The organism is Streptomyces sp. 3MP-14, assembly GCF_006334905.2.
Lineage (GTDB): Bacteria > Actinomycetota > Actinomycetes > Streptomycetales > Streptomycetaceae > Streptomyces > Streptomyces triticirhizae.
In genome coordinates, this window is record NZ_VDLZ02000007.1 from 49,493 (window position 1) to 75,649 (window position 26,157).

General features: G+C 72.9%; 24 protein-coding genes. 9 read left to right on the top strand and 15 right to left on the bottom strand.

Going from position 1 to position 26,157, the window contains the following annotated elements; genetic code table 11:
* Positions 1-47 precede the first annotated feature (47 nt).
* Positions 48-563: a GNAT family N-acetyltransferase gene (locus FH609_RS13250; RefSeq protein WP_226961626.1), complete on the bottom strand. Its 516-nt coding sequence runs from the start codon at positions 561-563 to the stop codon at positions 48-50.
* A gap of 73 nt (positions 564-636) precedes the next feature.
* Here FH609_RS13250 and thpR point away from each other — a divergent pair, with 73 nt between their 5' ends.
* Positions 637-1,230, top strand: a complete 594-nt coding sequence (thpR, locus tag FH609_RS13255; RefSeq protein WP_139669102.1) for an RNA 2',3'-cyclic phosphodiesterase — start codon at positions 637-639, stop codon at positions 1,228-1,230.
* A 286-nt stretch (positions 1,231-1,516) separates the two neighbouring features.
* On the opposite strand, the gene FH609_RS13260 is transcribed toward thpR, so the two are convergent.
* The 3 genes from FH609_RS13260 to FH609_RS31075 all read right to left on the bottom strand — a co-directional run bounded on the left by FH609_RS13260 (position 1,517) and on the right by FH609_RS31075 (position 4,389).
* Positions 1,517-2,515, bottom strand: a complete 999-nt coding sequence (locus tag FH609_RS13260; protein WP_139669104.1) for an aldo/keto reductase — start codon at positions 2,513-2,515, stop codon at positions 1,517-1,519.
* Positions 2,516-2,704: 189 nt separating this feature from the next.
* The gene (locus FH609_RS13265) at positions 2,705-3,229 is read right to left on the bottom strand and encodes a hypothetical protein (RefSeq protein ID WP_139669106.1); all 525 of its coding nucleotides are present in this window, start codon (positions 3,227-3,229) and stop codon (positions 2,705-2,707) included.
* A gap of 260 nt (positions 3,230-3,489) precedes the next feature.
* The gene (locus FH609_RS31075) at positions 3,490-4,389 is read right to left on the bottom strand and encodes a hypothetical protein (protein WP_193317948.1); all 900 of its coding nucleotides are present in this window, start codon (positions 4,387-4,389) and stop codon (positions 3,490-3,492) included.
* Positions 4,390-4,529: 140 nt separating this feature from the next.
* On the opposite strand from FH609_RS31075, the gene FH609_RS13275 reads away from it, so the two are divergent.
* Positions 4,530-5,603, top strand: coding sequence for a hypothetical protein (locus FH609_RS13275; protein ID WP_139669108.1), 1,074 nt, complete (start codon positions 4,530-4,532; stop codon positions 5,601-5,603).
* A 62-nt stretch (positions 5,604-5,665) separates the two neighbouring features.
* On the opposite strand, the gene FH609_RS13280 is transcribed toward FH609_RS13275, so the two are convergent.
* Positions 5,666-6,112: a hypothetical protein gene (locus FH609_RS13280; RefSeq protein ID WP_139669110.1), complete on the bottom strand. Its 447-nt coding sequence runs from the start codon at positions 6,110-6,112 to the stop codon at positions 5,666-5,668.
* A gap of 307 nt (positions 6,113-6,419) precedes the next feature.
* Here FH609_RS13280 and FH609_RS13285 point away from each other — a divergent pair, with 307 nt between their 5' ends.
* Positions 6,420-7,094, top strand: coding sequence for a dihydrofolate reductase family protein (locus FH609_RS13285; protein WP_139669112.1), 675 nt, complete (start codon positions 6,420-6,422; stop codon positions 7,092-7,094).
* A 113-nt stretch (positions 7,095-7,207) separates the two neighbouring features.
* Here the strand turns inward: FH609_RS13285 and FH609_RS13290 are convergent, their stop codons facing one another.
* Positions 7,208-8,035: a TetR/AcrR family transcriptional regulator gene (locus FH609_RS13290; protein WP_139669114.1), complete on the bottom strand. Its 828-nt coding sequence runs from the start codon at positions 8,033-8,035 to the stop codon at positions 7,208-7,210.
* Between the two features lie 89 nt (positions 8,036-8,124).
* On the opposite strand from FH609_RS13290, the gene FH609_RS13295 reads away from it, so the two are divergent.
* Together FH609_RS13295 and FH609_RS13300 are read left to right on the top strand one after the other, a co-directional pair.
* A complete protein-coding gene (locus FH609_RS13295; RefSeq protein ID WP_226961627.1) occupies positions 8,125-9,219 on the top strand; it encodes an ATP-binding cassette domain-containing protein in 1,095 nt (364 codons plus the stop codon).
* A complete protein-coding gene (locus tag FH609_RS13300) occupies positions 9,216-10,070 on the top strand; it encodes an ABC transporter permease (protein ID WP_139669116.1) in 855 nt (284 codons plus the stop codon). The genes FH609_RS13295 and FH609_RS13300 overlap by 4 nt, the downstream gene beginning before the upstream one ends.
* Positions 10,071-10,156: 86 nt before the next feature.
* On the opposite strand, the gene serC is transcribed toward FH609_RS13300, so the two are convergent.
* The 7 genes from serC to FH609_RS13335 form a co-directional block, all read right to left on the bottom strand.
* Positions 10,157-11,275 carry a phosphoserine transaminase gene (serC, locus tag FH609_RS13305; protein WP_139669118.1) on the bottom strand — a complete coding sequence of 373 codons (1,119 nt, stop codon included), beginning with the start codon at positions 11,273-11,275 and terminating at the stop codon, positions 10,157-10,159.
* 198 nt (positions 11,276-11,473) lie between these two features.
* Positions 11,474-12,733, bottom strand: coding sequence for a cytochrome P450 family protein (locus tag FH609_RS13310; protein ID WP_139669120.1), 1,260 nt, complete (start codon positions 12,731-12,733; stop codon positions 11,474-11,476).
* On the bottom strand, positions 12,730-13,962 hold the full coding sequence (locus tag FH609_RS13315; protein ID WP_122184046.1) for a cytochrome P450: 1,233 nt from the start codon (positions 13,960-13,962) through the stop codon (positions 12,730-12,732). The genes FH609_RS13310 and FH609_RS13315 overlap by 4 nt, the downstream gene beginning before the upstream one ends.
* 66 nt (positions 13,963-14,028) lie before the next feature.
* Positions 14,029-14,637: a GTP-binding protein gene (locus FH609_RS13320; RefSeq protein ID WP_139669122.1), complete on the bottom strand. Its 609-nt coding sequence runs from the start codon at positions 14,635-14,637 to the stop codon at positions 14,029-14,031.
* Complete coding sequence (locus FH609_RS13325) at positions 14,618-14,974, bottom strand: DUF742 domain-containing protein (protein WP_139669124.1); 357 nt, start codon at positions 14,972-14,974, stop codon at positions 14,618-14,620. The genes FH609_RS13320 and FH609_RS13325 overlap by 20 nt, the downstream gene beginning before the upstream one ends.
* Positions 14,971-15,429 carry a roadblock/LC7 domain-containing protein gene (locus FH609_RS13330; protein ID WP_139669126.1) on the bottom strand — a complete coding sequence of 153 codons (459 nt, stop codon included), beginning with the start codon at positions 15,427-15,429 and terminating at the stop codon, positions 14,971-14,973. The genes FH609_RS13325 and FH609_RS13330 overlap by 4 nt, the downstream gene beginning before the upstream one ends.
* A complete protein-coding gene (locus FH609_RS13335; RefSeq protein ID WP_139669128.1) occupies positions 15,426-16,991 on the bottom strand; it encodes a sensor histidine kinase in 1,566 nt (521 codons plus the stop codon). Before FH609_RS13335 ends, FH609_RS13330 begins: the two co-directional genes overlap by 4 nt.
* A gap of 199 nt (positions 16,992-17,190) precedes the next feature.
* On the opposite strand from FH609_RS13335, the gene FH609_RS13340 reads away from it, so the two are divergent.
* The 3 genes from FH609_RS13340 to FH609_RS13350 all read left to right on the top strand — a co-directional run bounded on the left by FH609_RS13340 (position 17,191) and on the right by FH609_RS13350 (position 23,379).
* Positions 17,191-20,085: an FAD-binding and (Fe-S)-binding domain-containing protein gene (locus FH609_RS13340; RefSeq protein WP_139669129.1), complete on the top strand. Its 2,895-nt coding sequence runs from the start codon at positions 17,191-17,193 to the stop codon at positions 20,083-20,085.
* Positions 20,086-20,516: 431 nt separating this feature from the next.
* Positions 20,517-21,776, top strand: a complete 1,260-nt coding sequence (locus FH609_RS13345; RefSeq protein WP_139669131.1) for a glucarate dehydratase family protein — start codon at positions 20,517-20,519, stop codon at positions 21,774-21,776.
* Between the two features lie 85 nt (positions 21,777-21,861).
* Positions 21,862-23,379: a sodium:solute symporter family protein gene (locus tag FH609_RS13350; RefSeq protein WP_139669133.1), complete on the top strand. Its 1,518-nt coding sequence runs from the start codon at positions 21,862-21,864 to the stop codon at positions 23,377-23,379.
* 97 nt (positions 23,380-23,476) lie between these two features.
* Here the strand turns inward: FH609_RS13350 and FH609_RS13355 are convergent, their stop codons facing one another.
* Positions 23,477-24,391 (bottom strand): PhzF family phenazine biosynthesis protein, encoded by a 915-nt coding sequence (locus FH609_RS13355; protein ID WP_139669135.1) that lies wholly within the window; start codon positions 24,389-24,391, stop codon positions 23,477-23,479.
* Between the two features lie 163 nt (positions 24,392-24,554).
* On the opposite strand from FH609_RS13355, the gene FH609_RS13360 reads away from it, so the two are divergent.
* Complete coding sequence (locus FH609_RS13360; RefSeq protein WP_226961628.1) at positions 24,555-24,947, top strand: YciI family protein; 393 nt, start codon at positions 24,555-24,557, stop codon at positions 24,945-24,947.
* Between the two features lie 63 nt (positions 24,948-25,010).
* On the opposite strand, the gene FH609_RS13365 is transcribed toward FH609_RS13360, so the two are convergent.
* Positions 25,011-26,105 (bottom strand): citrate synthase 2, encoded by a 1,095-nt coding sequence (locus tag FH609_RS13365; RefSeq protein ID WP_139669137.1) that lies wholly within the window; start codon positions 26,103-26,105, stop codon positions 25,011-25,013.
* Positions 26,106-26,157: the final 52 nt, after the last annotated feature.

Here is a 26,157-nt window from a genome sequence, read left to right on the forward strand (position 1 = left end):
AGGGAGTGAATGCTAACCGAGAGTGCTGACAATGCTCCGCTGAGCGTTCAGCCGTCCCCGCGCAGCACCCGTTGCGCCAACACCTGGCCGTGCCAGTCGCCCACGGAGAAGGGCTCGGTCGGGGTGAAGCCCTGGCTGGTGTAGTACGCGACGAGGCGCCCCTCGTTGCCGGCGTAGCAGTCCACGCGGAGCAGATCCACGCCCGCGCGCCGGGTCTCCTCGACCGCGTGCGTCAACAGCGCCGCGCCCACGCCCCGGCCGGCGAAGCGGCGGTCGGTGACCAGCAGGTGCACATACCGTTCGGGCTCGTCGGCCGGCGGGATCTCCGGCCCGGGGCCGGTGGTCAGGGTGAGGGTTCCGGCCGGTTCGCCGTCGATCTCCGCGATCCAGGGCGCGCCCTCCGTGAGGATGCGCTCCACCTTCGCCCGCGCCTTCGGCCGCGCGGACCAGGGCTCCGTTCCCCACTGACCCGTGTGGCCGCGCGCCACCAGCCAGGCGACCGCGCCGTCCAACATCCCCAACACCAGCGGCAGATCCTCGGGCCCGCCCGGTCTGATCTTCATGACGGGCATCCTAGGCGGCCAGCGTCTCGCGGTCTCCGGCGACTGTCAGTGGCCGTCCCTATCATGAGCCGGCATGAGAACCTTCGCGGCGCTGCTGCCACCGGCCGAGGCGCTTGACCAACTCGCGGACACGATCGGCCCGTTGCGTCGCCATCCGGCCGGCGAGCGGCTGCGCTGGGCGGACCGGGAGGACTGGCACATCACCCTCGCCTTCTTCGGCGAGACCGAGGGTTCCCAACTGCCGGTGCTGTACGAGGGCTTGGCCGACGTGGCGAGGGATGCCGAGCCGTTCTCGCTGCGGCTGGTCGGCGGGGGTGCGTTCGGCCGCCGGCACCTGTGGGCCGGTGTCGCGGGTGACCTGGAGCCGCTGACCAGGTTGGCGTTCGCCAGCGCGGGGGCGGGCCGCGCTGCCGGCGCCCCCGGCGGGACGGTGCACGACGCCTACCGGCCCCATCTGACCCTCGCCCGGAACCGGGACCGGAACGGTGACCTCGATCACTGGCTGGCCAGGCTGGCAGGTTTCGAGGGCGGGGCCTGGACGGCTGACTCGCTGGTGTTGATGCGGAGCGAGGACGCGGTGGACGGCGCCGGCGGGACGCGGTACCGCACCCAGGCCAGCTGGCCGTTGGGAGGGCCCTGGCCGTTGGGAGGGCCGATGAAGCGGTGATGAAGCGGTCGTGAGCTGGGCGTACCGTGGTTGGTGTGAACGCCAAGACCCGAGCCCGCATCGTGAGCGCCGCCCTTGTCCTGATCCTCGCCGTGGTCGCCGTCGCCGCCGCCCTCGGCGGCTGACGGGCGCCGGCGCCCGCCGCCCAGGCCGGGCGCGGTGACTGGCGCGGGCGCCGGCTGGGGCCCTCCCCGGGGCCGGGACATGGCGCGGCCCGCCGGTTCCCTTCCCGAAGGAAGCGGACCGGCGGGCCGGCGCAACGGACGAGTCGCCGCCCGGGGCGAGGTCACCAGGCGAAGGACTCCGGGGACGGCCCAGGGCCGGGGAAGATCCGGTCCAGCTCGGTGAGCACCTCATCGCTCAGCTCCAACTCGACCGCGCGCAGCGCCGAGTCCAGCTGCTCCCTGGTGCGCGGGCCGACGATCGGGCCGGTCACGCCCGGTCGAGTCAGCAGCCAGGCCAGCGCCGCGTCGCCGGGCTCGATGCCGTGCTTCTCCAGCAGGTCCTCGTACTCCTGCACCTTGGCACGCAGGGTCGGGTCCGCCAGCGCTTGGCCCGAGCGTCCCTCGGCGCTGCGCGAGGCGCCGCCCTCGCGCTCCTTGCGGATGGCGCCGCCCAGCAGCCCGCCCTGGAGCGGGGACCAGGGGATCACGCCCAGGCCGTAGCCCTCGGCGGCCGGGATGACCTCCATCTCGGCGCTGCGTTCGGCCAGGTTGTAGAGGCACTGCTCGCTCACCAGGCCCAACGAGTTGCGCCGCGCGGCGGCCTCGTTGGCGCGGGCGATGTGCCAGCCGGCGAAGTTCGACGACCCGGCGTAGAGGATCTTGCCCTGCTGCACCAGGACGTCGATGGCCTGCCAGATCTCGTCCCACGGGGTGTTCCGGTCCACGTGGTGGAACTGGTAGACGTCGATGTGGTCGGTCCCGAGCCGCCTGAGGCTCGCGTCGACGGCCCGACGGATGTTGACGGCCGAGAGCTTGTCGTGGTTGGGCCACGGCGGCTGGTCGCCGTTGGTGGTGTTCCCGTAGACCTTGGTGGCCAGGACGACCTTGTCGCGCCGTTCGCCGCCCTTGGCGAACCAGGTGCCGATGATCTCCTCGGTGCGGCCCCGGTTGTTGGGACCCCCGTAAACGTTCGCGGTGTCGAAGAAGTTGACGCCGGCATCGAGCGCGGCGTCCATGATCGAGTGACTGTACGCCTCGTCAGCGAGAGGCCCGAAGTTCATCGTTCCCAGAACCAGTCGGCTGACTTTGAGCCCCGTGCGTCCCAGCTGTGTGTACTTCATGTTCAGTAAGCAAACGCCTTGGAGTGCGCTCAAGGCAAGGGCCCGCGCCGCCGTCCCGCGCCGGGTGGGCCGGAACGCGAAAGTCGGTCACCACGTGTGTGATGACCGACTCGTGGAGTGCGCCCGACGAACGCTCCGTTGTGGAGCGACTCCCGCGTGTTGCTTCTGCTAACGAGTGCTAACCGCAACTCACTTCTTGAGCTTGGTGGCCGCGAACGCGCCGGCGGCGAGGCCGCCGAGGCCGCCGAGGACCACGAGGTAGAGGCCGAAGCCGGCGGAGACGTCGACCATGGAAAGAAGCGCATCGATCTGCTCGCTGGGCACGCCCTCGCTCTCGCCCTCCGCGCGCACCACGCGCTCAGGGTCGAGCAGGTTCAGAACGCCGAAGACAAGAACGATCAGCGCGGGAGCGGCGGCCGCCGCGCTCAGCACCACCTTCTTGGTCGCCATGCCGGCGGCGAACAGGCCGACCGCCACGATGCCCAGCAGCAGGGTCCAGAGGCCGTCGCCCTCAAGGCCCTTGGTGCCGGCGGACTCGCCTTCGACCTCGGCCGTCGCCCACACCAGGATCGAGCCCAGCGCGGCGAGCGCGCTGCCGACGATGCCGGCGATGTGGATCTGCTGGGGAAGCGCCGGGGCGAGGGGTGCCGCCGGGGGAGGGGTGTAGGGGCCCTGGTTGTATGCGGCCGGTTGCTGTTGTCCGTATCCACTCATGCCGGGAGACGCTAGGAACAGGGGGGTACCCATGCAACCCGCTTGACCGATAGACCGCTTATGCGCGTTTTATCTTTGCGCAGATGTAGCCATCCGCCGAAAGTCGTCCTCATCCGGAACGGACTTTCCGCTTCGTCCGAAATCCGATGCACGTGCGTTGGACGAGCGACTGCTCCTGATCGTTCCCCATCGACGGCTCGATATCCCTTCTGTGGACGGGAAGTTGAGCCGTCTCCCGCCGGCGGCGCCCTCAACCGCCGCTAGCTCTTGCGCAGTTGCGTCGCCGCGAGGATGCCGGCGGTCAATGCGCCCAGGGCGCCGGCCGTGACGAGATAGAGGCCGATGTCCGGCGAGAATTCGAAGTTCGCGGCGAGTTCGTCCCACTGCGCGTCGGTGAGAGACATCTCGTCCTCCACGTCGGCGCGGGCGAGCCGTTCCGTGTTGAACATGTTGAGCGCCGCGATGCCCAGGATGAACAGACCCGGCACCGCGCCGGCCGCGTTGAGCACCGGCTTCTTGGCCGCCTTGGCGGCGACGAAGAGCGCGACCGCGATGATGCCGAGGACCAGCGTCCAGATGCCGTCACCCGAGGTGCCCCGGATGCCGTCGGCATCCCCCTCCGCGATCAGGTCACCGGAGACCTTGACCCAGGAGAGGAACGACGCGATCGCGGCAATAGCGGAGCCGGCGATGCCGATGATGTAGACCTGCCCCGGGAACGTCGCGCCCGACGGGGACGGGGGAACGGCGGGGCCTGGGGCGCCCCAGGCGGGCGGCTGCTGGCCTGCGCCGGGTTGCTGTCCCTGGCCGGGATATCCGTAGCCGGGCTGCTGCGGCTGGCCGGGGACGCCGGGTTGCTGCGGCTGACCGGGTTGGCCTGGCTGTTGGCCGTAGTTGGGCTGCGGCGCGGGTGCGCCGGGTTGCTGTCCCTGGCCGGGGTAGCCGTAGCCGGGCTGCTGCCCCTGGCCGGGTTGGCCAGGTTGCCCCGGCTGGCCCGGCTGCTGGCCGTACTGGGGCTGCTGGCCGTAGCCGGGTTGTTGTGGTGTGGGTGGGCCGGTTGGTTGGCCCTGGCCCGGGTATCCATAACCGGGCTGCTGCCCCTGACCGGGTTGCCCCTGGCCGGGTTGTTGCCCGTATCCGGGCGGTCCGTATCCGCTCATGGGCACCGAGCGTAGAAAGGCGTCACCCTCGGCGCAATGGCCCTTGGAATCCCGGTCAGTTGCGGAACGGCGCGCGGGGCGGGGGCGGGTGCTTCGGGCGGGCGCGCCGGGCGCGTCTTCGGGATGGCACCCTTGGACCCATGCCGACCTGGATCTCACGCGCCCTCGTCGTTCCCTGCCTGGTGGCGGGGGTGTGGGCCGGCGCCGCGCCGGTCGCGGCGGCGGACGACGGAGAGTCGGGCGGCGAGCCGGCGGAGTTCACCCTGTCCGACCCGAGGCTGACCGAGTCCAGTGGCCTGGCGGCGAGTTCGCGCCACCCGGACGTCTACTGGACGCACAACGACAGCGACGACGCGGCCCGGATCTACGCGGTGGACGGCACCACGGGCGAGACCAGGGCCACGGTCAGCCTGGAGGGCGTGACGGCCCGGGACGTCGAGGCGATCTCCCTCGGGCCCGACGGCGACCTCTATGTCGCGGACATCGGAGACAACTTCGGCGGGGAGTGGCCGGAGGTGTGGATCTACCGGCTGCCCGAGCCGGCCGAGTTGGGTGACGCCACGGTCGCGCCGACCGTCTACACCGTCCAGTACGCCGACGGACCGCGCGACGCGGAGGCGCTGATGGTGCATCCGGAGACGGGCCGGGTCTATATCGCCAGCAAGAACGGGGACGGCGAGGGCGGCCTCTACGCCGGTCCCGAGGAATTGTCAGAGGCAGGGGTTAACGTCTTTGAACGTGTAGCCGATGTCGAACTGGAGGTGACCGACGGGGCGTTCGCGCCGGATGGCAGCAGGCTTCTGCTGCGTGGCTACTTCGCGGCGAGGATGTTCGCCTGGGGCGAGGACGGGGTGCCCCAACGGCTGGAGCGGCGGGTGCGGGTCCCGCTTCAGCAGCAGGGGGAGTCGGTGACCTTCGCCACCGGTGGGCGGTACCTGATGTTCGGCTCTGAGGGGGCGGGCAGTCAGGTCGAGCCGATCGAGTTGCAGGGGGAACTGCTGCCGGAGAGCGTCGCGGCCGAGGACCGCGCGCGAGAGGAGGGGGCGGACGAAGGGACGAACGAACGCGGTGCGTCCGGGGGTTCGGGCGACGGCGAGACGGACGACGGAAACGGCGGCATCAGCGCCAACTCGGTCATGGTGCTGCTGGTGGTCGGCGCGATCGCGCTGCTCGCCTCGCGGCGACTGCCCGGGAAGGGCGGAAAGGGAGAGTGAGAGCGAGGGGGACGAGGGGACACAGGGGGGTGGGAGCGAGCACGGAGCCCAGCCGGCGCGCGTCACCGGCGATCGCGGCGATCGCGACGGTCGCGACGGTCGCGACGGTCGCGCAGGGCGGCTGCGGCGAGCCCGCAGACGGCGCCCCAGAGGGCGTTCACCGCGAACAGGGGGACGATGGTGAAGGGCCGGGCCAGCGGCCCGTCCAACTCGCCGTCCAGCAGCGGGGAGAGCACGCCGCTGAGCACGATGGCGGCCAGGGCGTAGCACAGCCCTGCGGCGACCAGCGTGCCCAACGGGTCGGGCGCGTCGCTCCGGGCGACGATCAGCACCCAGGCCAGCGAGATGGCCACGGTGAGCGCCAGCGGGGCGAACGGTCGGCCGAGCGCGTCGGTCAGTCCGGTGACGGAGCACAGCGGCCGGATCAGGGCGATGCCGGTCAGCAGGGCGACCAGGCGTCGGTCGAGCGCGGCCAGGCGCCGGGTGAGCGGGGAGCGGGAACCTTCCATGCGCCAAGACTCCGGGGCGCCGTGCCGTGCGGTCGTCGGCCCGTGGCTGACACCTGCCGTACCACGCCGGTGGGAGGGGGCGGCCGTGCGTACACCGGGAGTTGCGTCTCCGAGGCTGGGGCTCCCCGGGGGATGCGGGGTCCGCCGGGGCGCGGTGGCGTGCGCCGAAGGGCGGCGCACGGTCGGTCCCGCGCGGCCGGTGGGTGCTCGGCCGGGTGCGTGAGCGATGAGTTCGCGTTCCCCGCTCGGTCCCATGGTCAGGCGTGCCCGAAGGACGGGCGGGCTTCGGTGAGAGGAAGTGGTGACCATGGGCGGCCTGGTGGTCGTGGACATCACGGTGTCCGTGGACGGCTATGTCACCGCCCCGGGGGCGGGACCCGAGCACGGGCTCGGTGTCGGCGGCGAGCCGATCCACACCTGGGTGATGGAGGGGACGGACGTCGATCGGGCGGTGCTGGAGGAGGCGTACCGGGAGACCGGCGCGGTGGTGATGGGCCGGCGTCTCTTCGACGTGGTGGACGGCCCGTTGGGTTGGAACGAGGAGATGGGCTACGGCGGCCGGCGTGACCAGACCGTTCAGCCGCCCTACTTCGTGGTGACCCACCGCCCGCCGGAACGGATGCGGCTGAGGGGCGACTTCACCTTCGTCACGGAGGGCGTGGCGGCCGCCGTCGAACGGGCCAGGGCCGTCGCCGGCGAGCGGAACGTCGTGGTGATGGGCGGGGCCAGCGTCTGCGTGCAGAGTGTGGCGGCGGGCGTGGTCGACGAGATCCATCTCCATCTGGCGCCCTATCTGTTGGGCGGCGGGACGCGGCTTTTCGAGCAGCTTCCGATCGGGGCCGGTGCCGGCACCGGCACGAGCGCCGGCGCCGGTGCCGGGGCCCTGCGGCTGGAGATCGTCCGGGTGGCGGAGTCGCCGCACGCGACGCATCTGGTGTACCGGGTTCGGGGTTCGGCCCCCGCCGGGCCGGCGACCGGCTGAGCCGCCGGCCGGCGCCCGCCCGCGGGCGTTCGCCTGTCCGGCGCCCGGCCGCCGCCGGCGCCCGCCGCCTACCGGCCGTCGGTCGGCCGACGGCCGTCCGCCCGCCGGGCCGGTCAGTCGCAGGTGTCGGCGGCGCCCGGGTCGGGCGCGCCCTGCGGGCGGGCCGCCTGGCACGCGGCGACGAACGTCGCGATGCCGTCCAGCACCCGGGTGAGCCCGAAGTCGAGGATCTCCTCGGCCGGCGTGGAGAACGCGTCGACGCCCAGGCTCATCACATGCGGGAAGTCGCCGCTGGTCAGCGCCCCCTCGATCGCCGGGCCCTGGGCCTCCCAGAACTCCTCGTCCGAGATCCCCGACTCCTCGCCGGCCTGGCGCAGCAGCACATAGTGCCGGGCGAGGCCGGTGACATAGGCGTCGAGGGTCACGATGATCTGGACCTTCTCCGGGCCGGTGAGGCCGAGCCCGTTCAGCGAGGCCAGCCCGTACTCGAAGCCGAGCAGGGCGTTGGGCCCCAGCAGCGGCCGGGCCTGGTTGACCTGGAGCAGCCAGGGGTGGTCGAGGTAGAGCCGGTAGGTGCCGAGCCCGATGCGTTCCAGCCGGGCGCGCCACCCCTCCGCCGGGGGCTCGCCGGGCGCCCCGAGGCCCTTGATCGCCTCGGGGTCGTCGGGCGCCGAGACGTGGTCGAGCATCAGGTTCAACAGCTCGGCCTTGCCCGGCACATAGCGGTAGAGCGACATCGTGCCCACGCCCAGCTCGGCCGCGACCTTGCGCATGGAGAGCGCGTTCAGCCCCTCGCGGTCGGCCAGCGTCACGGCGGCGGAGACGATCGCCTCCAGCGAGAGCCCCGGCTTGGGCCCCCGGGTGCGCGGACCGCGCCCTCGCCACAACAGCTCCAGGCTGCGGGTGATGGCGGCACGGTCCTGCTCGGTCTCCGATGTCATCACCGCCATCCTAAAACCCGTTCGACACATCGCGTACGCCGTACGCTACATTGGGTACGGCGTACTCAGTTCGTGAGGGGAGTAGGGACATGGGGTCATCCGAGTACTCGGTGGTGGCGGAGGGGCTGCGCAAGCGCTACGGCGACAAGGTCGCCCTCGACGGGCTTGACCTGGCCGTTCGTCGGGGCACCGTGCTGGGCCTGCTCGGGCCGAACGGCGCGGGCAAGACCACCTCGGTGCGGATACTCGCCACGCTGCTGCGCGCCGACGGCGGCCGCGCCGAGGTGGCGGGCATCGACGTGCGGGCCGAGCCGGCCCGGGTCCGCCGCCGGATCGGGCTGACCGGGCAGAACGCGGCGGTGGACGAGATCCTCAACGCCCGGCAGAACCTGCGGATGTTCGGCCGCCTCTTCCACCTGGACCACGCCACCGCCGCCCGCCGCGCCGACGAACTGCTGGAGCAGTTCAGCCTCGCCGAGGCCGCCGACCAGCAGGTCAAGAGCTTCAGCGGCGGGATGCGCCGCCGGCTCGACCTGGCCGCCAGCATGATCCTGGCGCCGCAGGTGCTCTTCCTCGACGAGCCGACCACCGGGCTCGACCCGCGCGGTCGGAGCGAGGTCTGGAACGCCGTGCGGTCCCTGGCCGCCGGCGGCACCACGGTGCTGCTCACGACCCACTACCTGGACGAGGCCGACAAGCTCTCCGACCGGATCGCGCTGATCGACCAGGGCCGCAACATCACCGAGGACACCCCCGCCGGCCTCAAGCGGGCGGTCGGCGGCGACCGGCTGGAGGTGGTGCTCTCCGACCCCGCCGACCTGCCGCAGACGGTCAAGACCATGGCCAGGGTGACGCGCGGCGTCGGCCCCGAGCAGGACGAGGAGGCGCTGCGGGTGCACACCCCGGTGGCCGACGGGGTGGCCGCGTTGACGGCCGTGGTCAGGGAGTTGGAGGAACGCGGCATCGCCGTGGTCGACATCGGGCTGCGCCGCCCCACCCTCGACGAGGTGTTCCTCCGCCTCACCGGCGGCGAGCGCGAGCCCGCCCCGTCTCACGAAGAGGGCGCCCCCGCCGGCGGGAGCGACGAGCCCGGCCCGGCACACGAGAAGGCCGCCGCGTCACACCAGAAGACCGCCCCGTCGGGCGACGCGCCCGCCCCGTTGGACGAGGAGACGATCCGATGAGCACCACAGCACCCGGTCAGCAGCACCGGCCGCCGCTCGAACTCGACGAGACGGGCCCGGAGCGGCGCGTCTACTGGGCCGTCACCGACTGCCTGACCATCGTCCGCCGTGAGTTGACCCACCTCGTCAAGCAACCGTCGATGATCGCCTGGCAGTTGGGCTTCCCGATCGTTTCGGTGCTGCTCTTCGTCTATGTCTTCGGCAGCGCGATGGACGTGGGTGAAGGGGCTGACTACAAGTCGTTCGCGATGCCGGGCCTCTTCGCGATGACCATGGCGTTCGGCTTCATGAACACCGCGATGGCGGTGGTGATCGAGAAGGAACGTGGCATCACCGACCGGTTCCGTTCCATGCCCATGGCCCCGTCGGCCGTGGTCGCCGGGCGCGGGGTCTCGGACGTGATCCAGGCGTCGTTCGACCTGCTGGTGATGGCGGTCATCGCGCTGGTGATCGGCTGGCGCTCGGACGGCGGGCTGTGGGCGACGCTGGGCGCGTTCGGGCTGTTGTTGCTGCTGCGGTTCGCGCTGATCTGGATCGGCGTCTTCCTGGGGCTGATCACGCCCAACCAGGAGGTCGCGGGGAACCTGTTCGCGGTGGCGTTCCCGTTCGGGATGGTCTCCAGCGTCTTCACCCCGCCGTCGATGATGCCGGACTGGCTGGGCGCCATCGCGATGTGGAACCCGGTCTCGTCCACGGCCAACGCGATCCGCGACCTGTTCGGCAACCCGCTGCCCACCGGCGACAGTTGGATCGAGCAGAACGCGCTGCTGATGGCCGTCGTCTGGCCGCTGGTCATCACGGCGGTCTTCGTCCCCCTCGCCGTCCGCCGCTACCAGGGTCTGGGCCGCTGAGTCCCCCCATCACAGGCCGGTGGCCCGGCGCCCACCCGTGAACGGGAGCGGCGCCGGGCCACCGGCGGCTGTGCGCGGGCGCGGGGTCAGAGGCGCTCGGCGACGTAGTCGACGCAGTGGGTCAGGGCCTCGACGTCGTCGGGGGTGACCGCCGGGTACATCGCGATGCGCAGCTGGTTGCGGCCGAGCTTGCGGTACGGCTCGGTGTCCACCACGCCGTTGGCGCGCAGCACGGACGCGATCTTCGCGGCGTCCACGCCCTCGGCGAAGTCGATGGTGCCGACGACCTGCGAGCGCGCCTCGGGGTCCGTGACGAACGGGGAGGCGAACTCGGACTTCTCCGCCCAGGAGTACAGCCGCCCGGACGAGTCGGCGGTCCGGCCGACGGCCCAGTCGAGGCCGCCCTGGCCGTTGATCCACTCCAGCTGGTCGGCCAGCAGGAAGAGCGTGGCCACGGCCGGGGTGTTGTACGTCTGGTCCTTGCGCGAGTTGTCGATCGCGGTGGGCAACGACAGGAACTCCGGGATGTGCCGGCCGGAGGCCGCGATCCGCTCCACCCGCTCGATCGCCTTCGGTGAGAGGACCGCGATCCACAGCCCGCCGTCGGCGGCGAAGGACTTCTGGGGCGCGAAGTAGTACGCGTCGGTCTCCGTGATGTCCACCGGCAGGCCGCCCGCGCCCGAGGTCGCGTCCACCAGCACCAGCGAGCCCTCGTCCGCGCCCGCCACCCGGCGGACCGGGGCCGCCACGCCGGTGGAGGTCTCGTTCTGGGTGAGCGCGTAGGCGTCCACGCCGCGCTCGGCGCGCGGCTGGGCGAAGGTGCCCGGCTCCGCCGCGACCACGGTCGGCTCGTCCAGCCAGGGCGCCTTGCTGGCAGCCTTGGCGAACTTGGCCGAGAACTCGCCGAACGACGGGTGCTGCGACTTGGCCTCGATCAGCCCGTGGGTGGCGATGTCCCAGAACGCGGTGGAGCCGCCGTTGCCGAGCACCACCTCGTAGCCCTCGGGCAGGGAGAACAGCGCGGACACGCCCTCCCGCACGCGGCGCACCAGGCTCTTCACCGGCGCCTTGCGGTGGGAGGTGCCGAGCAGCGAGTCGCCGGTCGCCGCCAGGGCGTTCAGCGCCTCGACGCGCACCTTGGATGGGCCCGACCCGAACCGGCCGTCGGCGGGCTTGATCTCAGCGGGAATCTCGATATCGGCCACGAGCCGGAGCGTAGTCCCTTCCCGGTGCTCCCGGCACCTCGTCCGGGGGGTGAGACACGTCGCTCCGGCCCGTGGAACGCGGTCAGGCAGCGGTCAGGCAGCGGCCCGTCAGCGGCTCGTCGGTGGCCCGCCCGGGGCCCGTCGGCCGTCGCCGGGCGGCGGATCGGCGCGCGCGGTGCGGCCGCGCGCGCCCCCGCGTCAGCGCGCGCCGTGCAGCAGCACCGGCAGCTCGTAGAAGTCGTTCTGGGTGACGTTGGGCCGGCGCCGCAGGGTCTCGTCGGGCACGGCGGGCGCGATGTCCGGGAAGCGCTCGAAGAGCGCGGGCAGCGCCACCGCCGCCTCCAGCCGGGACAGCGGCGCGCCCGGGCAGACGTGCGGCCCGTGCCCGAACGACATGTGTCGGATCGGGGTCGGCCGGGTGATGTCGAACTCGCGGGCGGTCGGGCCGTGTTGCTTCTCGTCCCAGCCGATCGCCACATAGGAGGTGATCAGCCCCTCGCCCTTGGGGATCACCGTGTCGCCCACCTCGACGTCCTCGGTGGCGAAGCGGATCAGCACGTGCGAGGTCGGCGAGGACCAGCGCAGCGTCTCCTCGATCACGGTCTCCCAGGGGATCTCGCCGTTCAGCACGAGCGCCTTCTGGTCCGGGTTCGAGAGCAGCCCGCGCACCGCGTTGTTGATGAGCGCGATGGTGGTCTCGTGACCCGCCGCGATCATCAGCTGGAGGGTGTTGGTGATCTCGTCGTCCGTCAGCCGCGCGCCGCCGTCGTCGGCGAGGATCAGCGCGCTGGTCAGGTCGTCGCCCGGGTCGGCGCGTTTCTCCTCGACGGTCCTGGCGAAGATGTCGTGCAGCTCGGCGATCATCTTCGGGACCCGCGCCGGCGGGGTCTGGGTGTTGAAGAACTCCTCGAAGAGCGAGCGGAGTTCGGGCTGGTCGGACTCCTTGATGCCCATCAGCTCGGAGACCACCGCCATCGGCAGCGGGTAGGCGAAGTGCGCCTTGAGGTCCACCGGTTCGCCGACCGGTTGGGCGTCGAGGCCGGCCAGCAGCCGGGCCGTGATGCGTTCGACGCCCGGCCGCAGCAGCTGCACCCGGCGCGGGGTGAGCGCCTGCGCCACCTTGGCGCGCAGCCTGCGGTGCTCGGCGCCGTCCACGGTGAGCATGGAGCGCGGCGGGGCGGCCAGCCCGATCAGCGGCCACTCCTGGGAGATCTCGCCGCGCTGCCAGGCGTTCCAGACGTTGATGTCCTTCACCAGCCGGGGGTCGTTCAGCAGCCGGCGGGCCTCGGCGTGGTGGGTGACCGCCAACACCGGGACGCCGCCCGGCAGTTCGACCCTGGCTATGGGCCCGGCCGCCAGCAGCGCCGCCCCCTCGCCGGCCAGGTCGCGTACCAGCGGGTCGAGCACGATGGTGTCGGCACCTGCGGAGTCGGCGGTGTGGTGGACGGGACAGCTCATCTCTGGCCTCCAAGTGCGGGGGTCGGTGTGAAGCGCACCGGCAGCGCGGTCATGCCCCGCAGCCAGGGTGAAGGCCGCCGGACGAGTGATGCCGGTGGTACGGACAGGTCCATGTCGGGCAGCCGATCGAGGATCACCTCGATTCCGCCCCTGGCGATGACTTCCGCGATTTCCATCGCTGGAAACGGGCAGCGGTGATCTCCGTGGCTGAAGGAGAAGAACGCGTTGTTGCCCCCGGTCAGTCCACCGGAGCCCCCGTGCTGATGGACCCGCACCTGCGGGTCGTCGTTGGCGCCCTGGAAGCCGAGCACCAACAGGTCGCCCGCCCTGATGTGCCGGTCGGCCAGCCGGGTGTCCCTGGTGGCCCACCGGCCGGCGATGATCTGGCTGGGCGTGTCCTCCCAGAGCACCTCCCGCATCGCCTCGGCCACGCTGTTGCGCCCGCCGAAGAACGAGGCGGCGAACCGGTCGTCGGTGAGCATCAGGCGCAGGGTGTTGCCGATCCAGTCCACCGTCGGCTGGTGGCCGGCGGCCGACATCACCATCAGGTCCTGCACCAGCTCCTCGTCGGAGAAGCCCCTGGGGTTGGCCAGCATCCGGCTGGCCACGTCGGCCGCCGGCCGCACCCGGCGCGCCGCGAGCAACCTCCGCATGGAACCGAGCAGATGCTGCTGCCCGGCGATCGCGTTCTCACCGCCGTCGATCATGTCGTGGAGGGCCTGACCCACCGAGGGGCCCTCCTCGTCCGGGAAGCCGAAGATCTTGGCCAGCACCAGGATCGGCAGCAGCGTCGCGAAGTCCCCGATCAGCTCCGCCTCGCCCTGCCCGCAGATCCGGTCGATCAGCCCGTCGGCCAGCTGCTCGACGATCTTCCGCAGCTCGATCTGGTCGACGGCCTCCAGCGCGTCGTTGATCACCGCGACCCGCCGGGTGTGCGCCTCGCCCACGGTGTAGAGGATCGACGGCTGCTTGTGCCCGATCATCGGCAGCAGCGGCCAGTCGTCGGGGATGTTGTCCCACTGGTTCCACAGGTCCGAGTCCCGGCTGAACAGCTGGGAGTCGCTGAGGAGTTGGTGCAGCTCCCGGTAGCCGATCACCAGCCACGCCGGAACGTCGCCCGGCAGCACGATCGGCACGACCGCGCCGTGCCGCTGGCGCATCTCCCGGTACAGCGCGTGCGGGTCGGTGTGGAAACGCTCGCCGCTGAGCGGCACGGCGTCCGGGGCCAGGCCGGGCCCCGAGCCCAGGGGCCCCGAACCTGCGGGCGACGACGAGGGGGAGGCGGGGGTGGTCACTTAGCGGCTCTCCTGGGCGGTGGACAGAGCGTGCAGGTGTTCCACGAGCGTGATCAGCACGTTCTTGCTGGACGGACGGGAGCGGGCGTCGCAGTCGATGAGCGGGACGTGTTCGGGCAGGTCCAGCGCGTCACGCACCTGCTCGGCCGTGTGGCGCGGCCCGCCGAAGTCGTTGCGCGCCACGATGAACGGGGTGCCGTGATGTTCGAGGCGGTCGATCGCGTACCAGGAGTCGGCCAGCCGCCGGGTGTCCACCAGCACCACGGCGCCCAGGGTGCCGGCGAAGAGTCGGTCCCACAGGAACCAGAAGCGCTCCTGCCCCGGCGCGCCGAAGAGATAGAGGACGGTGCGCTCGTTGAGCGCGATCCGGCCGAAGTCGAAGGCGACCGTGGTGGAGGTCTTGCCCTGGATCGCGGAGACGTCGTCGACCCGCTCCCCGGCGCGGGTCATCACCTCCTCGGTGTTCAGCGGCCTGATGTCGCTGACGGAACGCACCATGGTGGTCTTGCCCACGCCGAAGCCGCCGACGACCACGATCTTCAGACCGTTGTCGGCTGACCTGCCGAGGGGGGTGCGGGCGGCCGGGCGGTCAGAGGTTGCGGAGTCCAACGAGCACCTGCTCAAGGAGATTCGAGTCGGGTAGGTGTGCGGCCGTGCGGGCCGTCTGGGGGTGCCGGGCGGTGATCAGGCCCGAGTCGAGCAGGTCGCTCAGCAGGATGCGGACCACCGTGACCGGGAGCTTCAACTCGGCCGAGATCTCCACCACGGCCGTCGGGTACTGGCACATCGTCAGGATGCGGACGTGCTCCGACTGCATCCCAGGCGACGGCTCCGACTCGCGCACCACGAGGGTGACCAGGTCGAACGCGTCGGACGACGCGCGGCTGCGGCCCCGGGTCACCGTGTAGAGGCGGTCGGGGTCCTCGTCGCGCCCCGGGCGGCTCATGCGGTGTCGTTCCCTTCGCCGGGCCTGCGGGGCGCGGCGCTGAGGTACTCGCCGAGCTGCTCGACCAGCTCGTTCATGTTGTGCCCGATGACCCCGACGTCGGCGTGCTGGTCGGCGACGATGGCCAGGTGGGCGCCGTCGCCGGCCTCCACGATGAAGAGGATGCCGCCGTAGAACTCGGTCATCGACTGGCGGACCCCGCCCGAGCCGTCGCCGAACTCGATGGAGGCGCCGTGCGAGAGGCTCTGGATGCCGGCGGCGATCGCGGCCAGCTGGTCGGCCTGGTCCTCGGACAGCTCGGGGGTGCGACAGAGCTTGAGGCCGTCTCGGGAGAGCACCAGCGCGTGCCGTGCTCCGGGGGTGCGGTCGAGCAGCCGCTCCAGCAGCCAGTTGAGCCGCTCGTCCGCCGTCGCTGAGAGGGGGTGGTGCCGGGTCCCGGCGGATGGTGTGGTCATGGGGTGTTTTCCTCCGGGTGGGACTCTTCTCGGGGGGAGGGTGCGGTCGGTTCACCGGCGGCCCGGTCCCGGCCCTTCAGGGCCTGGCGGAAGGCACCGAACCTGGCGGCGGACTCGGCCGGGGAGTGCGTGGGCGCTGGCCCGCTGTCGCGCTCGGCGCGGGCGCGCTCCTGCCGGTGGGCGGCGGCCAGGGTGCGGCCCCTGCGGCGCTTGGGCAGCCCGCTCTCGCCGAACTGCGGCAGCTCGTCGGTGGTGGAGGACTCGGCGGGGGCGTGCTCCCTGGTGGGCAGCGGCCGGTCGTCGGCCGCCACCGGGTCGGCGGCGGGCGGCGCCTCGACCGGCGCGGGCGCGGGCGTCGGCGCGGGCGCCGGCTTCGGCTGGGGCGCGGCGGCCGGCACGGGGGCCGGGGTCGGGGCCGAGGTCTGTGCGGCGGGGAGCGGGGCCGCGAAACCGGGCGGCTCGTCGGCGGCGCGGGGGCGGCTGAGCAGCTCCTGGGGGATCATCAGCAGCACGCCGGTGCCGCCCCTGGCGGAGGGCCGGAAGCTGACCCTCAGCCCGTGCTTGCGGGCCAGGACGCCGACGACGGCCAGGCCGAGCCGGGTGCCGGAGAGCGAGGAGAGGTCCAACGGCTCGTCGGAGACGGCGCGTTCGGCGCGGCGCAGCGCCACGTCGCTCATCACCAGGCCGCTGTCCTCGACGGTGATCACGACGCCGGCGGGGACCTCCTCGACATAGACGTGCACCTCGGCCGTCGGCGGCGAGAAGTTGGCGGCGTTGTCCAGGATCTCGGCGAGCGCGTGCATCACGCCCTCGGCGGCGTGGCCGGCGACGGCGACGTTGACCGTGGAGTGCGAGCGGACCCGCTGGTAGCCGCCGATCCGGCCCATGGCGCCCCGGATGATGCTCTCCATCACGATGGGCTTGGCCCAACGCCGCCCGGAGCGGGCGCCGGTGAGCACCGCGATGCTGTCCGCGAGGCGGCCGGCCTGCGCGGTGCGGTGGTCGATCAGCAGCAGGTCGCCGAGGACGTCCTCGTCGGTGTGCCGGTGTTCCATCTCGCGCAGCTCCGCCAACATGCTGAGGGTCAGGGCCTGGAGACGGGCGCCGGCGCCGGCGCCGGCGGCGAGCGCCGCGGCCTTGCCGGCCTCGGCGCGGCCGACCTCCTCGGCCAGGGTGCGCAGCACGCGCTCCTCGGCCGCGTTCTCCGGCCGGCCGGCGCCGAGCGCGGTGGCGGCGGACGAGCCGCCGCGCAGCCGTTCGACGAGCGCCGGCACCTCGGCGTCGGCGAACTCGTCCAGGCGGCGCCGGTGGGCCGCCAACTCGGCTGTCAAGCGCCGCGTTTCGGCCCGGCCGTGGGCCGCCCACGGCACCGCGACGCAGAGCGCGAGCGCGGCGGCGCCGGCACCCCAGGCCAGGGGGACCCGGACCGAGTCGGGGGCCAGATAGACCGCGAGGGTCCAGGCCAGGCCGGTGGCGGCCAGGGTGATCAACAGGGCGAGCAGCATCTGACGCTTCGCCGGGCGCTTCGGCGTCCGGCGCTCCGGCCGGGTGTGCGCTGTCATGAAACGAGGACCTCGGGGGACGTCAGGGGGCGGTAATTCGCCAACACTATAGGGTGAGTTGACGAGCCGATTGGCGTCACGCTCATTGGAATTGCGTGTGATTTCTGTGTGTTCTGATGCGCCGGCACTCGAAAGCGGCCCAGGAGAAGCTCGCGAGAACCCCGGGGTAACCCTGCGGAAATGGTGCAGGCTGGGAGTTATGGAACGGCTGAGGCGAACGACGGGCGGTCGGGGGAACGGCGGGAACCGCGACGACGCGGGCAGAGGCGGGAACGGGAGGCGCGGTGCGGTCCCGGCCGAGGCGGCCGAGCTGGCCGCCGCGCTCGCCGCCCGGGTGCGGGGCGAGGTCGAACTCGACGCGGGCCCGCGCGCGTTGACCACCATGGACGCCTCCAACTACCGGCGGGTTCCGCTCGGCGTGGTGGCGCCCAGGGACGCCGAGGACGTGGCCGCCGCGCTGGCGGTGGCCCGCGAGCACGGCGTGCCGGTGGTGGCGCGCGGCGGCGGCACCAGCATCGCCGGGCAGGCCACGGGCCTCGGCCTGGTGCTGGACTTCACCCGCCACCTGAACCGGGTCCGCTCCGTCGACCCCGAGGCCCGCACCGCCGTGGTGGAGCCGGGGGTGGTCTGCGACACGCTGCGGTCCGAGGCGGCCCGGCACGGGCTGACGTTCGGCCCCGACCCGTCCACCCACAGCCGGTGCACGCTGGGCGGCATGATCGGCAACAACTCCTGCGGCTCGCACTCGGTCGCCTGGGGCACCACGGCCGACAACACCCGGCGGCTGTCCGTCCTCACCTACCGGGGCGAGGCGGCGGAGCTGTGCCGGGGCGGGGCCGGCGTTCCCGAGCGGCTGCGGGCCGGCGTCGAGGCGCTGGTGGGCGGCGAACTGGCCACGCTGCGCACCGGGTTCCCCGACCTGCCGCGCCGGATCTCCGGCTATGCCCTGGACGAGCTGCTGCCGGAGCGCGGCCGGGACTGGGCGCGCGCGTTCACCGGCTCCGAGGGCACGCTGGGCGTGCTGACGGAGGCGGAGGTGGCGCTGGTGCGGCCGCCGGCGGCGCGGGCGTTGGCGGTGCTGGGCTATCCCCAGGAGAGCGCGGCCGCCGAGGCGGCCGCCGGGCTGCTGGCGCACGGGCCGCTGACCGTGGAGGGCATGGCCGCCGACCTGGTGGGCGGCCCGGCGGCGGGCTCGCTGCCGCGCGGCGGCGCCTGGCTCTTCGTGGAGGTCGGCGGCGCCGATCCCGGCGAGGCCAGGGCGGCCGCCGAGGCGATCGGCCGGGCCACGGCGGGCGAGACCACGGGCAGCGCGGTGCTGATCGACCCGCTGGAGCAGCGCGCGCTGTGGCGGATCAGGGAGGACGCCTCGGGCACCGCGACCCGGCTGCCCGACGGCGGCGAGGCGTGGCCGGGCTGGGAGGACTGCGCGGTGCCGCCGGCCCGACTGGGCGCCTATCTGCGGGAGTTCCGTGGCCTGCTGCGGGACCACGGGCTGCGCGGGCTGCCCTACGGGCACTTCGGCGACGGCTGCATCCATGTGCGGATCGACTTCGACCTGCTGACCGAGCCCGGCGTGGCGCGGTTCCGGGAGTTCAGCGCCGAGCTGGCGGACCTGGTGGTGGCGCACGGCGGCTCGCTCTCCGGGGAGCACGGCGACGGGCTGGCCCGCTCGGAGCTGCTGCCCAGGATGTACGGTCCGGAACTGGTCGGCCTCTTCGACCGGTTCAAGGCAGCCTGGGACCCGGACGGCGGCCTCAACCCGGGCGTGCTGGCCCGGCCGGCGCCGCTGGACGCGAACCTGCGGTTCGTGGGGATGCCGACCAGGCCGCCCGTCGCGTTCTCCTATCCGGGAGACGGCGGGGACTTCTCGGCGGCGGTGCGGCGCTGCGTGGGCGTCGCCAAGTGCCGTGACGCGGGCAGCGGTTCGGGCGTGATGTGCCCGTCGTTCCGGGCGACCGGCCGGGAGGAGCACTCGACCAGGGGCCGGGCCAGGCTGCTGCACGAGATGCTGCTGGGCGAGGTCGTCACCGAGGGCTGGCGCTCGCCCGAGGTGCGGGACGCGCTGGACCTGTGCCTGTCCTGCAAGGGCTGCCGCAGCGACTGCCCGGTCGGCGTGGACATGGCCACCTACAAGGCGGAGTTCCTGCACCACCACTACGCGGGCCGCCGCCGCCCCGCCGCCCACTACGCGATGGGTCGGCTGCCCGCCTGGCTGCGGCTCGCGGCGGCGCTGCGGCTGGCGGGTCCGGCCAACGTGGCGGCGCGCGTCGGGCCGTTGGCGGCGCTGGCCAAGCGGCTGGGCGGGATCGCGCCGGAACGGGCCATCCCGCCGCTGGCCGGCGAGCCGTTGACCCGCTGGTGGGCACGGCAGGGCCGGTCCCCGGGCGACGACCTGCTGCTGTTTCCCGACAGCTTCACCAACTACCTGGCGCCGGAGGCCGGTCGGGCCGCGATCCGGGTGTTCGACGACGCGGGGCTGCGGGTGCGGCTGCCGCGCGGCGCGGTCTGCTGCGGGCTGACGGAGATCTCCACCGGGCAGCTGGACCGGGCGCGGGCGGTGGGCCGCCGGACCCTCGACCGGCTGGCGGGCGAGATCGACGCCGGCCGGCCGGTGACCGTGCTGGAGCCGCCGTGCGCCGCCGCGCTCCGCACCGACCTGCCCGAGCTGCTGCCCGACGACCCGCGCGCCGCCCAACTGGCGCAGCAGGTGCGGACGTTCGCCGAGACCCTGAGCGAGCTGGCGCCCGAGTGGCGGCCGCCGGCGATCGGCCGGCCGGTGGCCGGGCAGACCCACTGCCACCAGCACGCGGTGCTGGGCGACGCCGCCGACGCCGCGCTGCGCGAGGCGGCCGGGCTCACCGGCCAGCTGTCGGCCGGCTGTTGTGGCCTGGCGGGGAACTTCGGCTTCGAGAAGGGGCACTACGAGGTGTCGGTGGCCTGCGCCGAGGACCAGCTGTTGCCCTCGGTGCGCCAGGCGCTGGCGGACGCGGTGCTGGTGGCGGACGGTTTCTCCTGCCGGCTGCAACTCGACCAGCTGGCCGGGGTGCGGGCGCGGCACTTCGCGGAGGTGCTGGCCGAACACCTCGGCCGGTAGCGGGGTTCGCGCGTCCTGCGCGCGGCGCCCAGTTCTTGAATTCTCAATTTTCGCCCTGGCCCGTGCTGGCCAGGGCGTTGTTATCCGTCCGCGCTATCCCGCGTGCGACTTATCCGGCGTGCGGCGAACGGCCATTCGCCGTCCCTTATCGGCGCCGTCGGAAACGTTTTCCCGGGCACGGCCGGGACGCCATGACCGACCGTCGCCCACCGCGGCCCGCCACCTCCCGCCCACCCACGCCGCCACCTCCCGCCACCCGCGCCGCCAACTCCCGCCCACCTTCCCGGCGCTCACCCCCCTGAACGTCCGCCGGGCCGGCCGGTGGGCGCGTTTCGCCCCGTCGGGACCCTTGACGCTCCCTGGGGGCACTTCTACAGTTGCCGCGTCTGTTCACCAGAATGGCCCATATTCAAATATGTGAATGGTCGGCTATGCGCATACGTGAGATCCACCTGACCCCCGTCGCCTTCCACGACCCACCCCTGCTCAACGCGAGCGGCGTCCACGAGCCCTGGGCGCTGCGCACTGTCGTCGAGGTCGTCACCGACGAAGGGCTCAGCGGCCTGGGCGAGACCTACGGCGACCGCTCCCACCTGGAGCGCCTGCGCGCCGTCGCCCCCGCCCTCGTCGGGCTTGACGTGCACGCCCACCACGCGCAGTACGCCGCCGTCGCCGCCACCATCGGCGGCGACGTCTTCGTCGACCAGCACGGCCTCACCGGCGCCGGCAGCAACCAGAAGACCGTGGACGCCGTGTTCTCCCCGTTCGAGGTCGCCTGCCTCGACATCCGGGGCAAGGCCGCCGGGCTGCGCGTCGCCGACCTGCTCGGCGGCCCGGTGCGGGACGCCGTCCCCTACAGCGCCTACCTCTTCTACAAGTGGGCCGGCCACCCCGGCGCTGACGAGGACCGGTTCGGCGCGGCGCTCGACCCCGAGGGCATCGTCGCCCAGGCCCGACTCCTCGTCGACGAGTACGGCTTCGGCTCCATCAAGCTCAAGGGCGGCGTCCTGCCGCCCGACGACGAGATCGAGGCCGTCCTCGCGCTGCGCGACGCGTTCCCCGAACTCCCGCTGCGCATCGACCCCAACGCCGCCTGGACGCCCGCCACCTCGATCCGCGTCGGCCGCGCCCTCGACGGCGTGCTGGAGTACCTGGAGGACCCGACCCCCGAGATCGCCGGCATGGCCCGGGTCGCGCCCGAGGTCCCGATGAAGCTGGCCACCAACATGTGCGTGGTCACCCACGCGCACCTGCCGCCCGCCATCGCCCGGGGCGCCATCGGCGTGCTGCTCACCGACCACCACTACTGGGGCGGCCTGCTGCGCTCCACCCAGGTCGCCGCGCTCTGCGACACGTTCGGCCTCGAACTGTCCATGCACTCCAACACCCACCTCGGCATCAGCCTCGCCGCCATGACCCAGCTGGCCGCCGCCGTCCCCCACCTCACCCACGCCTGCGACACCCACACCCCCTGGCAGCAGGGCCAGGACGTGGTCGCACCCGGCGCGCTCCGCTTCGTCGACGGCGCCGTGCCGCTGCCCGAAGGGCCGGGGCTCGGCGTCGAACTCGACCGGGACGCGCTGGCCACGCTGCACGAGAACTACCTGCGCTGCGGCGTCGAACGCCGGGACGACACCGCCTACATGCGGCGCGCCGACCCGGACTTCCAGCCCCGGCGCGCGCACTGGTGAGTCGGGCCACGGCCCGGCGCGCGAGCGGCGGGCCCGAGCCCGGCCGCCGCCCCCACCTCCCCGCCCCCTCCCCTTAGGAGCCGCGATGTCCGCACTCGACTGGATCGTGGTCGCCGGCTACTTCCTCGTCGTCGTCGCCATCGGCTGGTGGTCCAAGCAACGCGTCCACACCGTGGCCGACTTCTTCACCGCGCGCGGCCGAATACCGTGGTGGCTCTCCGGCATCTCGCACCACATGTCGGGCTACAGCGCGGTGATGTTCGTGGCCTTCGCCGCCGTCGCCTACAACGACGGGATCACCGTCTACTTCTGGTGGCCGCTGACCATCGGCCTGGGCGTCGGCGTCGGCGCGTTCCTCTTCGCCGCCCGCTGGAACCGGCTGCGCGCCAAGCACGACGTGAAGTCCCCGCTGGAGTACCTGGCCCGCCGCTACAACCTGCCCACCCAGCAGGTCCTCGCCTACAGCGGCGCCGCGCTCAAGGTCGTGGACATCGCCGCCAAGTGGGTCGCGATCTCCGTGCTGTTGAAGGGCTTCGCCGACATCCCGCTGGAGGTCGGCATCATCTTCACCGGCATCGCCACCATGGCCTACATGACGGTCGGCGGCCTGTGGGCCGACGTCCTGACCGACATGGGCCAGTTCGTGATCCAGGCGGTCGCCGGCTTCGCGATGCTGGTCGCGGTGATGATGGAACTCGGCGCCGACTTCCCGTTCACCATGTGGGGCGACCTGCCCGAAGGACACGGCGACCCGATCGCCGGCTCCGTCACCACCTGGCTGATCATCGCGTTCCTCTTCGTCAAGACCTTCGAGTACAACGGCGGCATGTGGAACCTGGCGCAGCGCTACATGGCCGCGCCCTCCGGCACCGAGGCCAGGCGCTCGGCGCTGCTGTCCTGCGGGCTGTGGCTGGTGTGGCCGCTGATCCTCTTCCTGCCGATGGTCGCCGCGCCGCTGATCGTGCCCGGGCTGACCGCGGGCGAGGAGTCCTATGTGGCGCTCTCCAAGGAGCTGTTGCCGGCCGGCCTGATCGGGCTGATGCTCGCCGGGTTCTTCTCCCACACCATGGCGATGGTGGCCTCCGACTCCAACGTGATCACCGCCGTCATCACCCGGGACATCGCGCCCGTGCTGGTGCCGAAGGTCCGCCGCCTCACCGAGCGCGCCCAGCTGACGTTCGCCCGGATCACCACCGTGCTCTTCGTCAGCCTCAGCATGGCGATCGCCATCACCACCAGGGGAGAGGGCTTCGTCCTCGACACCGTGGTGCAACTCGTCGCCGCCACCATGGGACCGATCTCCATCCCGCTGATGCTCGGGCTGCTGCCCTGGTTCCGCAGGATCGGCCCCACGGCGGCGATCGTCTCCTGGGCCGGCGGGCTGCTCGTCTGGTACGTGGTGCGCTACCAGATCGACGGCTCGACGGAGGCCGCGATCGTCGGCCTGCCGCTGCTGACCTCCCTGGTGCTCTACCTGGGCATCGGCTTCCTCAAGCCCGAAGGCACCACCGAGAGCGAGGAGTTGGTGATGTCCCTCAACACCGACCCGGACGACGACGGCTCCGAGGAACGGCCGGGCCGCAGCGAGGTCGCGACCGGCTGACCCCCTGCCCGCCCGGGGTCTCCCGTCGCCTGCCGGGACGGGAGACCCCGGGCGCCCGCCGGCCGCCGTCGCGCGGAGCCGACCGGGCCCGCGCGCGTCAGGCCGGCCCGGGTGCGACCAGGCCCGTCGCGGTCAGCACCGTGTGGCCGCCCACCGACACCTCCGACAGCCGGCCGTCCCGCCAGCGGGCCGACGCCTCGATCACGCTGGGCCGGCCCAGCGCCACGCCCTGCTCCACCGTGAGCCGCACCTCGCCCGCCGGCCCGGCCGGCTCGTTCCCCGGCCGCGCGACCAGCCCCGCGACCAGCCCGGCAGCCGCCGACCCCGTCGCGGGGTCCTCGGGCACGCCGAGCGACGGCACGAAGCACCGCGCGTACACCCGCCCGCCGTCCGCCAACTCGCCCGCGCCGACGTGCAGGTCGTCCGCCCAGCCGCCGGCGATGCCGGCCGACCAGGCCGCCCGGTCCAGCGCCGCGCGGTCCACCGCGTCCCGCCCGGCCAGCAGCACATAGCAGAACCGCAGCCCCACCCCGCCGTACCAGCAGTCCAGCACCTCCTCCTCGGGCAGCGACAGCGCCGCCGCCACCGCCGCCCTGGCCGGCGGCTCCGCCGAGGCCAGATAGGGAGAGGTCAGCGTCAGCCGCGCGAACGAGCCCGTCACCTCCACCGCCACCAGGCCGACGCCCTCCTCGAAGAGCACCCGCCCGCCGGTCGCCGCCGGGTCCAGCAGCCCCTGCCCCACCAGCACCGCCGCCGCCCCGACCGTCGGGTGCCCGGCGAACGGCAACTCCCGCTCCGGCGTGAAGATCCGCAGCCGTGCGCTGTGCGCCGGGTCCTCGGGCGGCAGGACGAAGACCGACTCGGAGAAGTTGAACTCCCGGGCCAGCGACTGGAGCTGGGCGTCGGTGAGGCCGTCGGCCTCCGGCAGCACCGCCAGCTGGTTGCCGCCGAAGGGGCGGTCGGTGAAGACATCGGCGATGAAGAAGGCGCGCGCGTCGGCAAGAGTGGTCACCGCCCCACCCTACGAACCGGCCGCCCGGGCGCGGCGCGCGGAACCGCCGCGAAAAAACCCCGCCGCCGGCGATGAGTTTCCGCGCGACCCCCGGTCTGCCCTGACAACAACGCGAGCTGACCGACACACCCAGGCAACTCGCCACCCACCCAGGGAGCTTCCCATGCAGTACATGGTTCAGATCTTCGCCAAGACCGCCACCTTCGACGCCGACATGGCCGCCTACGGCCCCGAGGACATGCAGGCCATGTTCACCTTCATGGAGACGCTCAACAAGGAGCTCCAGGAGCGCGGCGAGTGGGTCGAGGGCCAGGGCCTCGGCGGCCCGAGCGCCGTCACCACCGTCCGCGCCACCGACAGCGGGAAGCCCGAGATCACCGAGGGCCAGCACGCCGTGACCGAGGACTTCCTCGCCGGCTACTGGGTGATCAACGTCGCCAGCCACGAGCGCGCCGTGGAGATCGCCCACCACATCTCCACCTGTCCCGGCCCCGGCGGCGCCCCCAGCAACGAGCCGGTCGAGCTGCACGCCATCCCGGCCGGGCCGCCGGCCTGACCGGCGACGACGGGGGCAACGGGGGCAACGGGGTGAACGGGGGACGGTCCGCCGGCGCGCGGCTCAGCCCGGGTAGCCGGCCACGGCACCCGGCTCGCGCGCCGGCGGACCGACATAGCGCGCGGAGGGGCGCACCAGCCGCCCCGTGCGCTTCTGCTCCAGGATGTGCGCCGACCAGCCGGCCGTCCTGGCACAGGTGAACATCGCGGTGAACATCTCGGCCGGCACCTCGGCGAAGTCCAGCACCACCGCCGCCCAGAACTCGACATTGGTCGCCAGCACCCGGTCGGGCCGCCGCTGAGCCAGCTCCGCCAACGCCGCCCGCTCCAGCGCCTCCGCCACCTCGAAGCGCGGCGCCCCCAACTCCCGCGCGGTGCGCCGCAACACGCGGGCGCGCGGGTCCTCCGCCCGGTAGACGCGGTGGCCGAAGCCCATCAGCCGCTCGCCCGCGTCCAACTTCCGCCGCACATAGCCCTCGGCGTCCCCGGTGCGTTCGATCTCCTCCAACATCCCCAACACCCGCGACGGCGCCCCGCCGTGCAGCGGCCCCGACATCGCGCCCACCGCGCCCGACAGCGCGGCGGCGACGTCGGCACCGGTCGAGGCGATGACCCGGGCGGTGAACGTCGAGGCGTTCATGCCGTGTTCGGCCGCCGAGATCCAGTAGGCGTCCAACGCCGCGACATGGCGCGGGTCAGGCTCGCCGCGCCAGCGCCGCAGGAACCGCTCGGTGATGGAGTCCGCCCGGTCGATCTCCCGCTGCGGCACCATCGGCAGCCCCGGGCCGCGCGCCGACTGCGCCACGAAGCTCAACGCCATCACGGCCGCCCGCGCCAGGTCGTCCCTGGCCCGCGCCGCGTCGATGTCCAGCAGCGGCCGCAGCCCCCACACCGGCGAGAGCAGCGCCAACGCGGACTGCACGTCCACCCGGACGTCCCCCGAGTGCACCGGGATCGGGAACGGCTCGGCCGGCGGCAGCCCCGGCTCGAACGCGCCGTCCACCAGCAGGCCCCACACCTGGCCGAAGGACACCGTGCCCACCAGGCGTTCGATGTCCACGCCCCGGTAGCGCAACGAGCCGCCGTCCCGGTCGGGTTCGGCGATCTCCGTCTCGAAGGCGACGACCCCCTCAAGGCCGGGGACGAAGTCGGTCGACATCAGCGGCTCCTCGTGCGGGGCGGTCCTCGTCGTGCGGGCGGTCCTGCCGGCC